The organism is Humibacillus sp. DSM 29435 (assembly GCF_001758225.1).
Taxonomy (GTDB): Bacteria; Actinomycetota; Actinomycetes; order Actinomycetales; family Dermatophilaceae; genus DSM-29435.
The window spans coordinates 109,108-121,224 of sequence record NZ_MAST01000002.1 but is presented as its reverse complement, the minus strand read 5'-3'; the positions used below and the strand labels follow the sequence as shown (position 1 = coordinate 121,224).

Sequence of the window (12,117 nt, the reverse complement as noted above, 5' to 3'; positions counted from 1 at the left end):
GCCGAATCCTCATGGCCATCAAGACGTTCAACCTGCCCGATCCCGGTGAGGGCCTCACCGAGGCCGAGATCGTCGAGTGGAAGGTGGCGGTCGGCGACACCGTCAAGGTCAACGACATCGTGCTCGAGGTCGAAACCTCGAAGTCGCTCGTCGAGCTGCCGATCCCTTGGGCGGGAACGGTGGCCGAGGTTCTCGTTCAGGTCGGTGACACCGTCGAGGTGGGTGCCCCGATCGTCTCGATCGACGACGGCCTGGGCGGCGACATCGCGCCGACACCGGCCATCCCGGGCGAGACGGCCGAGCCCGCCTCCGGCCAGGAGGCCATCCTCGTCGGCTACGGCGCCAAGGCCGGTGCTACCGCTCGGCGAGCCCGCAAGGGCGTCGCTGCGGCCCGAACGGGTGCTCCGACCGAGACGGAGCAGATCGCCGCGGCACCGTCGGTGCCGGAGCCGACGGTTGCGGCCCCCCGTGAGCCCGCACCGGCGCCGACCGCCGGCGGCGCTCCGGGCGAACGCCCGCGGGCGAAACCGCCGGTGCGCAAGCTGGCGAAAGACCTCGGTATCGACCTGGCGGCCGTCACGGCGACCGGTGACGGCGGAGTCATCACGCGTGACGACGTGACTGGCCACGTGAGCTCGACGTCGGCGAACGGGTCTGCGCCCGAGGCGGTCTCGGGTAGCCCCACGGCATCCCGGATGCCGTTCGGTTCCGGTGAGCGCGAGGAACGCATCCCGGTCAAGGGTGTTCGCAAGATGACCGCGCAGGCAATGGTCGGCTCGGCTTTCACCGCGCCGCACGTGACCGAGTGGGTCACGGTTGACGTGACGAAGACGATGCAGCTGGTCGGCAAGCTCAAGAACGACAAGGAGTTTCGTGACGTCAAGGTCACGCCGTTGCTGGTGCTGGCCAAGGCGCTCATGGTCGCGATCCGCCGAAACCCCGGCGTCAACGCGACCTGGGACGAGGCGAACCAAGAGATCGTGCAGAAGAACTACGTCAACCTCGGCATCGCGGCGGCCACGCCTCGAGGCCTGATCGTGCCCAACATCAAGGATGCTCACGCCCTGACCATGCTCGAGATGGCCGAGGCGATGGGTGCCCTCACCGCCACGGCGCGTGAGGGTCGCACCCAGCCGGCTCAGATGTCGGGCGGCACGATCACGGTCACCAACGTCGGCGTGTTCGGGGTCGACAGTGGCACGCCGATCATCAACCCAGGCGAGAGCGTGATCGTCTGTTTCGGGGCGATCCGCAAGCAGCCCTGGGTGGTGACCGATGCCGACGGCGTCGACGAGATCGCCATCCGTCACGTCACCCAGATCGCGGTGAGCTTCGACCACCGGCTCATCGACGGTGAGCTGGGCAGCCGGTTCCTCTCCGACCTCGCCGCGCTGCTCGAAGACCCAGCCCGCGCCCTCGTCTGGGCCTGACCCCCACGCACTCCCCCCCTCCAGTCGAGTGGCCACTTTCGTACGGTCGAACGGCCTGAGAGTCGGCCCCTGGACCGTACGAAAGTGGCCACTCGACTTGCCAAGGGTGGTCAGGGGGCGAAGAGGCGTCGCACCGCTGCGTCCATGACGCGGTCGGGCAGCAACCGTCGGGCCGTGATCACGAACCGGGCCCCTCGCCCGGCCGGATACCGGGCTGCGGGCCCCGCGGATCCGAGGGCCTTGAGCACCTTCTCGGCTACCGCCTCCGGTCCAGAGCTGAGCCGTGGGGTGTCGACCCGGGCGTAGGTCAGGGCCATGGCGGTCGCGCGCGTCTCGTAGACGGTGCCCTGCGCGACCCCGAGCATGCTCTCGCGGGCGATCAGGTTCCACTCCGAACGGATCGGACCCGGTTCGATGATGACGACGTCGATGCCGAACGGGGCCAGCTCGACGCGGAGGCTGTCGCTGAAGCCTTCAAGGGCGAACTTGCTGGCGTGGTACCACGCTCCGAGCGGCTCGTAGATCTTGCCACCGATGCTGGAGATGTTGACGATCCGGCCGACCCGTCGGTCGCGCATGTGTGGCGTGACCAGCTGCACGAGTCGCGCCAAGCCGAACAGGTTCACCTCGAACTGGCGCCGGGCCTCATCGATGGGCACGTGCTCGACCGGGCCGTAGCTGCCGTAGCCGGCGTTGTTGACGAGTGCGTCGAGGTGCCCCTGCTCCTCGATGATCCGGTCGACACCAGCGACCATCGACGCGTCGTCGGTGACGTCCATCGCGAACGCCGTGATGCCGTGCGCGGCGAGGTCGGCCATGCGTTCGACCCGGCGCGCCACCGCGTAGACGGTCCAGCCGTCGGCGGCGAGATGGATCGCGATCGACTCGCCGATACCCGACGACGCTCCGGTGACGAGGGCTACCTTGGTCATCCGCTGACTCTAGGTGGTGTCGTCGCGGTCGGTCGCCGCGCGTTCGGCACCCGCGAAGCCGTCGGGGTGTCAGACGCACAACCCGCTGTGCGCCTGACACCCGAGGCGACTACCAGGTGCCAGACGCACGGTCAGGCAGGTGCGGTGGCAGCGCCGAGCTCTCAGGTGACGAGCAGGATGCCGGTCAGGGCGAGACCCGCCACCCACACGGTCGAGATCGCGGCCATCGCGAAGGGGCGAAGCCCGACCTTGCGCAGGTCCGCGACCCGCACGGCCGCCCCCAGGGCGAACATGGCCATGGCCAGCAGCAGGGTCTCGAGGGAGGCTCCTACCGACAGCACGGCAGACGGCACGACACCGGTCGACCGCAGGGCGAGGAAGGCGATGAAGCCGAGCACGAACAGCGGCACCAGCGGGGGCCGGCGACGGTCGCTGACGTCGACCGAGGTGCCGTCGGCCCGAGCCGCCGCATCGACGCGGCGCTGACGCAGCCCGATGATGGCGAGCACGGGAGCGAGCATGAGCACCCGGGCCAGCTTGACTACAACGGCCACGGCGAGGGCGCCGCCGCCGATGATGCCGGCTGAGGCGACCACCTGGGCCACCTCGTGGATCGAGGCGCCGGCCCAGAGCCCGGCGGTGGTCGAGTCGAGCCCGAACAACCCCGATAGCAATGGCACCAAGGGAATCATCAAGGTTCCGAAGATGACGACGAGGGCGATGGTGGTGACCAGCTCCTCCTCCTCGGCGTCGATGACGCCGTCGACCGCGGCGGCGGCCGCCGCCCCACAGATCGAGAAGCCGCACGCGATGAGCAGCCGCTGGGTGCGGCTGAGGCCCAGCAGAGCTCCGATGAACAGTGAGCCGGCGATACCGAGCCCGACGACGGTGACCACCACGCCGATGACCGGCCAGCCCAGGGCCAGCACGTCCGGGAGGGCGAGCTGGAGGCCGAGCAGGGCGACTCCGATGCGCAGCAGTCGTTTGGCCGCGATGGCCAGCCCCGCCTCGAAGCGAGCCGGCACCCCGACGGTGTTCGCGAGCACCGCGCCCAGCACGATGGCCACGAGCAGCGGGCTCATCGACGGCACGAGCCTCGAGAGGCCGAAGGCAATGGCTCCCGCCACGAGGGCAAGCCCCAGCCCGGGCAGAACAGCCAGGCGCCCGCCCAGGCGCCCACTCAAGCGCCCACCCTGGTGCCCACCGTCGACGACCGCGTGCGGCGTTGCCACCACGGCTGCCGCCCCGTCGGCGGAGGGGATCGGCGTGCGGGCTGCCTCGTGCTGGTTCAGGTCGGTGGTCATGGTTCTAGCCTGACGGCTCCGGCGTGTGGCCAGTAGACGCTGAATCAGCATGCATCCATACAACTTTGATATGTTTGAGCTTCATCGGCCATATGATCTGAGCATGCCCCGCCCACTACCTGACCTCGGCGCGCTGGCCCTGCTCGTGGCGGTCGACGAGCTCGGCAGTCTCGGGGCCGCAGCGCGACAGGTGGGGGTCGCGCAACCCAATGCGAGTCGCACGGTGAAGGGTCTCGAGCGTGACCTCGGGGTGCCGCTGCTTCGACGGGGTGCACGGGGTTCGACCCTCACGCCACAGGGAACGGTCGTCGTGCACTGGGCTCGTCGGGTGGTGGCCGATGCCGACCGGCTGCTCGATGCCGCCGACTCGCTGCGGGAGGCCCGCCAGGTCGAGCTCACCGTCGTGGCGAGCATGACCGTGGCCGAGCACCTGGTGCCCGCCTGGCTCGGCGAGCTGCGGGCCCGACACGACGGCATCCGCATCCACCTGCACGTGCAGAACTCCACCCAGACCTTCGAGCGGGTCGCTGACGGGACGTGCGACGTGGGCTTCGTCGAGTCGCCGTCGGTGCCCCGAGGGCTGTTCAGCACTACGGTGGCCCACGATCGCCTGGTCGTGGTCGTCACGGCTGACCACCCGTGGGCTCGGCGCCGGCGGCCGCTGACCGCGAGCGAGCTGGCTGCGACGTCACTCGTCGAGCGTGAACCGGGGTCGGGCACCCGAACCACGCTCGACGACGCGCTCTCGGGTCACGACCGCGCCCAGCCCCTGCTCGAGCTCTCGAGCGGGGCGGCGATCCGCGCCAGCGTGCTGGCCGGGGTGGGCCCGGCCGTGATCAGTACCCTCGCGGTCGCCGACCAGCTGGCCGTCGGCAGCCTGCGCGCTGTGCCGGTCGACGGGCTGTCCCTGGGCCGGCGGCTGCGAGCGGTGTGGCGCGCCCTACGCCGGCTCGAGGGCCCTGCGGGCGAGCTGGTCACCATCGCCCGCAGCTGGCCCACGTGAGCCGAGCCGATGCCGCTGGGCCGGGTGCGAGGTCACCGTCGCCGGCGGCATCCGGGCTGGGCGACGGGCTCAGCGGCTGGCGGCCAGTCGGTCGGCGGTGCGCAGGTTCTGGTGGTCGACCAGGTGGGCGGCGCTCAGGTCGTCGCTGACCAGCCCGAGCAGCGCGATGTCGACCGCCTCGTGCCGTTCGGCGACGGTGGGCTCGTGCACCGTCATGACGGTGTGGGCGTCTCGCTCGGCCACCGCCGTGGCCAGCTCGCGCCGCAGCTCGTCGTCGAGGATGCCGTTCGGCCGCTTCGCCCGGGCGGCGACCTCGACGGCGAACCGTTCGGTGTCGGCCGCGACGGCGAGGTCTTCGGTCGTGAGCATCCGGGAGGTGCGACGCAGCAGCGCCGCGCCCTCGTCGAGGTCTCCGTTGCCGAGCTGGGTGACCGCGCGGATCAGCAGGGGACGGTCGCCGCGCAGAGCGGCATCCGCCAGCAGTCCGAGACGCAGTCCGAGTAGGCGCTCGCCGGTGCGGGTGTGCCCGCCGTCGCGGCCGAGCGGAACCATGAGCTGCTCCTGCGAGCCCTGCGACATGGTGTCGAGCATCTCGCGGCCGGCCTCCTCGGGGGTGTGCACGGTGTCGCGTAGCGGGATCTCCTTGATGAGCAGGGTGGCGATCAGGGCGAGCGCGAACGGCACCAGCCCCCAGACGAACACGCTGTGCAAGGAGTCGGCCAGACCCTGCTGCACGCTGGCGGCGACCTCCGGCGGCAGCTTGGCCATCAGGGTCGGGTCGAGCACCGAGCCGGCGCCGATCGACTGGCCGGAAGCGGCCAGCTTCTCGGCCGCCGCGGCGGGCAGGTACGACGCGATGTTGCCCGAGAGGCCGCTGGTCATGATGGTGCCGAAGACGGCGATGCCGACGGTCGAGCCGACGTTGCGGAAGAACTGGGTCGACGCGGTGGCCACGCCGAGGTCCTTGCGCTGGGCGCCGTTCTGGATGATCAGGGTGAAGACCTGCATCGACATTCCGAGGCCGACACCGAACACGACCATCGAGAGGGTCAGGTCGAGCTCGGTCGAGCCGTAGTGCATCTGCGTGAGCAGCCAGAAGCCGATGCCCATGATGAGGATGCCGGCCACGGTCTGCAGCTTGTAGCGGCCGGTCTTGGTGATGACCAGCCCCGCGATGATCGACAGGCCGATCATGGCGACCGACATGGGCATCAGGATGAGGCCGGAGTTCGTCGCTGACACTCCGAGCACCCCCTGGGCGTAGATCGGCAGGTAGATCATCGCGCCGAACATCATGACCGAGACCATGAAGGCGGCGATGTTGCTCAGGGTGAACAGGCGGCTGCGGAAGAGGCGCAGCGGCAGCACCGGCTCGACGGCTCGGCGTTCGACCATGATGAAGGCGACCAACCCGATGATGCCGGCGGCGAACATGCTGATGATCACGGGGGAGCCCCAGGCCAGCGTGGTGCCACCGAGGGAGGTGGGCACGAGCAGCAGGATCAAGGTCAGCGACAGCAGGGTGATGCCGGCCTTGTCGATGACGGCTTCGCGCCGGGTGTGTTCGAGATGGAGGAACTTGCTGATCAAGAAGAAGGCAGCCACGCCGACGGGCAGGGGGATGAAGAACAGGTAGCGCCAGCCCCAGTTGTCGGTGACGAAGCCTCCGGCCAGCGGGCCCAGGATCGCCGAGATGCCGAACACGCCGCCCATCAGGCCCTGGTACTTGCCGCGCTGACGCGGGGAGATGATGTCGCCGATGATGGTCTGCGACAGCGGCATCAGGGTGCCCATGCCGATTCCCTGCACAGCGCGGGCGGCGATGAGCCACCAGAAGTTCTGGGCCGTGCCCGACAGGATCGAGCCGATCATGAACACCACGAGGCCACCGAGGTAGAAGCTGCGGCGGCCGTAGAGGTCGCTCATCTTGCCGACGATCGGCACGGTGATGGCGCTGGCGAGCATGGCGGCGGTGGCAAGCCACGAGTAGTGGTCGATGCCTCCTAGCTCGGCAACGATGCGTGGCATCGCCGGCCCGACGATGGTCTGGCTGACCGAGGCGACCAGCATGCCGAGCATCAGGGCGATGAAGATGTTGCGGCTGGCGCGGCTCAACCCTGCCGTCGGCGCACTGCTGTCGTTCGTGGCCGCCTCGAGCGGCGCGGTAGGGGTCGGCACTGCGGTCGCGGTGGCGACGGCGCTCCCCTTCATCGTTTCTGGCATGGAGTTCACCCTACAACCATTGTGCAGTCACTGCAAAATTGCAGAGCATGCACCAACGTGTCACCATGGAGGCATGCCGACGCAGCCAGCTTCTGACGACACCTGCGGTCTGCGCGAACGCAAGAAGCGTGAGACCCGCCGTGCCCTGCACCACGCGGCGCTCGACCTCGTCGATGCCTTGGGGTACGCCGCCGTCACCACCGAGGCGATCGCCGAGCGGGCGGGCGTCAGCGCCCGCACGTTCTTCAACTACTTCGGCTCGAAGGAGTCGGCGGTGCTGGGCGTCACCGGCGACCAGCTCGCCGAGACGACGGCCGCCATCGAGGCCCGACCCGAGGGGGAGCCGCCCCTGGCGTCGCTGCGCCTCGTGCTGGGTGAGCTGCTCGCCCCGGCCTCCGCCGACCGCGACCTGCGGGCCAAGCGACGCCGCATCCTGCTGGCGGAACCAGCGCTGGCCCCCGCGCTGGTCGGCAACAACATCCGCTTCGAGAACGCCGTGACCGAGGCGCTGGAGCGACGCCTCGGCGTTCGCCCGGGATCGTCGGTCGAGGCCAGGGTCACCGTGGCCGCAGCCATCGGCGCCGTGCGGGCCTGCATCGAGCACCAGCAGAACGGCGGATCGGGCCGGCTGGAGCGCAACATCGAGCTGGCCTTCGAGCAGCTGGCTGCCGGCCTGCGCTGAGCCTCTCGCCTGCTCAACCGCGTGACTGCGGTTCGGTCCCCTGAAATTTCACGAGAACGAACCGTTCTTGCGGTGCTGAGCACCTTTCCTGGGCCGCTGCCTCGTTCCGATCGGCACCGAGCCCCCTGCGCGGCGCCCCCGGCCGTCGTTAGGCTGCACCGGGGGTGGGTATGGCCCCCGGCGCGGCTGCGGTCGCGCGGGAGACGGACACGACGGAGGAACTCATGAGCACACCGACCGACCCGACGAGCACCGCAGCCTGGGCGCGCCTGAGCGAGCTGAAAGAGCGCGCCATCGACCTGCGCCAAGCCTTCGCCGACGACCCCGGCCGCGTCGAGCGGATGACGCACAGCGCGGCCGACCTGTACGTCGACCTATCGAAGAACCTCGTCGACGACGACGTGCTGGCCGCTCTCGTCGACCTGGCCGGTGAGGTCGGTCTGACCGAGCGGCGTGACGCCATGTTCGCGGGCGAGCGGATCAACGTCACCGAGAACCGGGCGGTGCTGCACACCGCGCTGCGGGCGCCGGAGGGGTCTCACGTCGAGGTCGACGGCGAGGACGTCGTCCCCCTCGTGCACGAAGAGCTGGCCAAGGTCTACGCGTTCGCCGAGAAGGTGCGCAGTGGCGAATGGCGCGGCGTGACCGGCAAACCCATCGAGACCATCGTCAACATCGGCATCGGCGGCTCCGACCTGGGGCCGGTCATGGTCTACGAGGCGCTCAAGGCCTACGTCAAGCCGGGTCTGAGTGCCCGGTTCATCTCCAACATCGACCCGACCGACGTGGCGCAGAAGACCGCCGGCCTCGACCCCGAGACGACCCTGTTCATCGTCGCCTCCAAGACCTTCACCACCCTCGAGACGCTCACCAATGCGCGGCTCTGCCGGGCCTGGCTGCTCGAGAACCTCGAGCGCAACGGTGCGGTCGACGGCGGCGACGAAGCGGCATCCGACGCGATCGCCAAGCACTTCGTGGCCGTCTCGACCGCCCTCGACAAGGTGGCCGACTTCGGCATCGACCCCGAGAACGCCTTCGGGTTCTGGGACTGGGTCGGCGGGCGCTACTCCGTCGGTTCGGCGATCGGCGCGGCCGTGGTGGTGACGGTGGGGCCCGAGAACTTCGCCGACTTCCTGGCCGGCATGCACGCGGTCGACCGCCACTTCGTCGAGACGGACCTCGCCGAGAACGTCCCGGCGCTGATGGGCCTGCTCAACGTCTGGTACGACAACTTCCACGGCTCCGCCAGTCACGCCGTGCTGCCCTACGCGCAGTACCTGCATCGCTTCCCGGCCTACCTCCAGCAGCTCACGATGGAGAGCAACGGCAAGAGCGTGCGCTACGACGGGTCGCCGGTCACGACCGACACCGGCGAGGTGTTCTGGGGCGAGCCGGGCACCAACGGGCAGCACGCGTTCTACCAGCTGATCCACCAGGGCACCCGGCTCATCCCGGCCGACTTCATCGCCGTCGCCACGCCGCACAACGCGCTGGTCGACGGCGACAGCGACGTGCACGAGCTGTTCCTGGCGAACTTCTTCGCCCAGACCGCGGCGCTCGCGTTCGGCAAGACGGCCGACGAGGTGCGGGCGGAAGGAACCGACGAGTCCGTCGTGCCGGCCAGGGTGTTCAGCGGCAACCGGCCCACCACCTCGATCATGGCGCCGGCTCTCACCCCGTCGGTGCTGGGGCAGCTCATCGCCCTCTACGAGCACATCACCTTCACCCAGGGTGTGGTGTGGGGCATCGACAGCTTCGACCAGTGGGGTGTCGAGCTCGGCAAGCAGCTGGCCAAGCAGGTCACCCCGGCCGTGGGCGGCGACGAGAGTGCGCTCGCCGAGCAGGACGCCTCGACCCAGTCGCTCGTGCGCTACTACCTGTCCCACCGAGAGCGGTAAGTCCGGGCAGGCCAGCGGGAGAACGCAGCACGCCGCTGGGGTGAACCACCCCAGCGGCGTGCTTTGCTCCCTCTGGCCTACGGGAGTGAGCCCTGGGGCCCGGTGTCCTTCTGGTGCTGCACGCGCTCGGCGATCCGGTCGTTGTCGTCGTCGGCGGAGTCGGACCACTCAGACGAGGTCACCTTGTCGGTCGCGGCCCGAGCGGCATCCGAGAGCTTTTCGGCGACCACGGGTGCCTGCGCCTTCGCGAACTCGGCTCCCTGCTGCGCCTTCTCCCGCACGCGAGGATCGTTCTTGACCTTCCCGAGCACCTGCATGACCTGTTCGTACGGCTCGCGTCCGGCCCGTGAGCCGAGAACGAAGCCGACCGCGCAGACCGTCAGGATGAGCAGCTTCTTCATGGGTTGAGCCTCCGAGATGGTAGGGGTGCAGGCTGAGTGACGCCAGGGTCGTACCCGGTCGGCCGTTCGAGGTATTCCGCGGTCACCGATGATCGCGGAACACCTCGAACCAGAGGATGGAGGTCTCAGCGAGCCTCGGTGCCGGCGATGAAGGCCTCGAGCTTGATGCGGCCCTCGGTGTCTTCACGCTGCTCGGGCGGGCTCTTCATCAGGTATGACGAGGCCGACAGCAGGGCGCCGCCGATGCCGCGGTCCTTGGCGATCTTCGCGGCGCGGATGGCGTCGATGATGATGCCGGCCGAGTTGGGCGAGTCCCACACCTCGAGCTTGTACTCGAGGTTCAGCGGAACGTCACCGAAGGCGCGTCCCTCGAGCCGCACGTAGGCCCACTTGCGGTCGTCGAGCCACTGCACGTAGTCGGACGGGCCGATGTGCACGTTCTTGTCGGCGATCTTGCCGCCGAGGGGGCCGGTGAGGTTCGAGGTGACGGCCTGGGTCTTGCTGACCTTCTTGCTCTCGAGGCGGTCGCGCTCGAGCATGTTCTTGAAGTCCATGTTGCCGCCGACGTTGAGCTGGAACGTGCGGTCGAGCACGACCCCGCGGTCTTCGAAGAGCTTGGCCATGACGCGGTGGGTGATGGTGGCCCCGACCTGGCTCTTGATGTCGTCACCGATCACGGGCACGCCGGCCTCGGCGAACTTCGCGGCCCACTCGGGGTCACTGGCGATGAACACCGGCAGGGCGTTGACGAAGGCGACCTTTGCGTCGATGGCGCACTGGGCGTAGAACTTGTCGGCCGCCTCGGAGCCCACCGGGAGGTAGGAGACGAGCACGTCGACCTGGCGCTCCTTGAGCACCTTGACGATGTCGACGGGCTCGGCGCCGGACTCCTCGATGGTGAGGCGGTAGTACTTGCCGAGGCCGTCGAGGGTGTGGCCACGCTGCACCTCGACGCCCGAGGTGGGCACGTCGGCGATCTTGATGGTGTTGTTCTCGGAGGCGTTGATGGCCTCGGCGAGGTCCTTGCCGACCTTCTTGTCGTCGACGTCGAACGCGGCGACGAACTCCACGTCGTTGACGTGGTACTCCCCGAACTTGACGTGCATCAGGCCGGGCACGGTGGCGGTGGCGTCGGCGTCCTTGTAGAACTCGACCCCCTGCACGAGCGAGCTGGCGCAGTTGCCGACGCCGACGATGGCGACGCGAATGGATCCCATTAGTTCTCCTGGTTGTCTGGGGTGATGGCGGGCTGGGTGGTGCTGGGCTGGGTGGTGCTGGTCGTGCTGGTCTCTGGGCCGACGGCATCGAGGTGCTCGGATGCCGCTGGGCTGGGGCGGTCGCCCGGGCCTGGCGGCGGCGGGCCAGGGTCTTGAGCCGCGCGCCGTTCGAGGGTGATCAGCTCCTCGAGCCAGCGCACCTCCCGCTCGGCGCCCTCTTCACCGTGCGCCTGCAGGGCGAGGGTGTAGCCGTCCATCCGCTCCCGGTTGCGGGCCGAGGCCTCTCGCACGTTGGCCAGACGCTCCTCGAGACGCGAGCGGCGACCCTCGAGGATGCGCAGACGCACCTGGGCCTCCGTGCGCGAGAAGAAGGCGAAGCGCACGTCGAAGTCGTCGTCGTCCCACGCGTCGGGGCCGGCCGCGGCGACCAGCGACTGGAAGCGCTCCTTGCCCTCCGCGGTCAGCTCGTAGGTGATGCGGGGCCGCCGGCTGACCGGCGCGCTTGTGGCCTGGGGAGCGCCGTCGGTGCTCTCGTGGATGAGCCCGGCGTCGAGCAGCGCACGCAGGCACGGGTAGAGCGAGCCGTACGACAGGGCCCGGAAGATGCCCAGCGCCGACCCGAGACGCTTGCGCAGCTCGTACCCGTGCAGCGGGGTGTCGTGCAGCAGGCCGAGCACGGCGAACTCGAGCAGGGCGGCCCGCCGAGTGGGTGGACGGCCGGCGCTGCGTGCACTCAGAGCACGGTGCGGCATGGAGCCATCCTTCCGGTGGGGCGGGTCGGGCTGCGGCCCTGCTGAACAACTGAACTGAACAGTGAACAACGAGCGGCTGACGGGCGGGCCGAACCGATTCGTTCGGTTCGGCCTGATGCGATTACTCTACCTCTAGATATATCGCACCGATACATCGCGGTCATCGGAACGCCTCTGCCGCGCCGTTCGTTTCGGTGTGCACAGGCACAGCGGTCCATACTTGGGCGCACCTGTTGCAGGCCCACCGCAGCTCGGGCCGCACCCCACGCGGCAGC

At 69.3% G+C, this 12,117-nt stretch carries 10 protein-coding genes; 4 read left to right on the top strand and 6 right to left on the bottom strand.

Features of this window, described 5'->3' with window-relative positions; translation table 11 throughout:
• Positions 1-11: 11 nt before the first annotated feature.
• Positions 12-1,430: a dihydrolipoamide acetyltransferase family protein gene (locus BA895_RS02790; protein WP_070190370.1), complete on the top strand. Its 1,419-nt coding sequence runs from the start codon at positions 12-14 to the stop codon at positions 1,428-1,430.
• Between the two features lie 110 nt (positions 1,431-1,540).
• Here the strand turns inward: BA895_RS02790 and BA895_RS02785 are convergent, their stop codons facing one another.
• Positions 1,541-2,362, bottom strand: coding sequence for an oxidoreductase (locus BA895_RS02785; RefSeq protein WP_070190369.1), 822 nt, complete (start codon positions 2,360-2,362; stop codon positions 1,541-1,543).
• A gap of 161 nt (positions 2,363-2,523) precedes the next feature.
• A complete protein-coding gene (locus tag BA895_RS02780) occupies positions 2,524-3,666 on the bottom strand; it encodes a YeiH family protein (protein ID WP_083282912.1) in 1,143 nt (380 codons plus the stop codon).
• 103 nt (positions 3,667-3,769) lie between these two features.
• Between BA895_RS02780 and BA895_RS02775 the strand changes: the two genes are divergently transcribed.
• On the top strand, positions 3,770-4,669 hold the full coding sequence (locus BA895_RS02775) for a LysR substrate-binding domain-containing protein (protein ID WP_070190368.1): 900 nt from the start codon (positions 3,770-3,772) through the stop codon (positions 4,667-4,669).
• 69 nt (positions 4,670-4,738) lie between these two features.
• Here the strand turns inward: BA895_RS02775 and BA895_RS02770 are convergent, their stop codons facing one another.
• Positions 4,739-6,892, bottom strand: a complete 2,154-nt coding sequence (locus tag BA895_RS02770) for an MDR family MFS transporter (protein WP_070190367.1) — start codon at positions 6,890-6,892, stop codon at positions 4,739-4,741.
• Positions 6,893-6,965: 73 nt separating this feature from the next.
• Between BA895_RS02770 and BA895_RS02765 the strand changes: the two genes are divergently transcribed.
• Positions 6,966-7,574 carry a TetR/AcrR family transcriptional regulator gene (locus BA895_RS02765; RefSeq protein ID WP_070190366.1) on the top strand — a complete coding sequence of 203 codons (609 nt, stop codon included), beginning with the start codon at positions 6,966-6,968 and terminating at the stop codon, positions 7,572-7,574.
• A 224-nt stretch (positions 7,575-7,798) separates the two neighbouring features.
• A complete protein-coding gene (gene pgi, locus BA895_RS02760; RefSeq protein ID WP_070190419.1) occupies positions 7,799-9,472 on the top strand; it encodes a glucose-6-phosphate isomerase in 1,674 nt (557 codons plus the stop codon).
• Between the two features lie 77 nt (positions 9,473-9,549).
• Here pgi and BA895_RS02755 read toward each other — a convergent pair whose 3' ends face one another.
• The 3 genes from BA895_RS02755 to BA895_RS02745 all read right to left on the bottom strand — a co-directional run bounded on the left by BA895_RS02755 (position 9,550) and on the right by BA895_RS02745 (position 11,842).
• Complete coding sequence (locus BA895_RS02755; RefSeq protein ID WP_070190365.1) at positions 9,550-9,873, bottom strand: hypothetical protein; 324 nt, start codon at positions 9,871-9,873, stop codon at positions 9,550-9,552.
• A 125-nt stretch (positions 9,874-9,998) separates the two neighbouring features.
• Positions 9,999-11,090 carry an inositol-3-phosphate synthase gene (locus BA895_RS02750; RefSeq protein WP_070190364.1) on the bottom strand — a complete coding sequence of 364 codons (1,092 nt, stop codon included), beginning with the start codon at positions 11,088-11,090 and terminating at the stop codon, positions 9,999-10,001.
• Positions 11,090-11,842: a PadR family transcriptional regulator gene (locus BA895_RS02745; protein ID WP_070190363.1), complete on the bottom strand. Its 753-nt coding sequence runs from the start codon at positions 11,840-11,842 to the stop codon at positions 11,090-11,092. Before BA895_RS02745 ends, BA895_RS02750 begins: the two co-directional genes overlap by 1 nt.
• Positions 11,843-12,117: the final 275 nt, after the last annotated feature.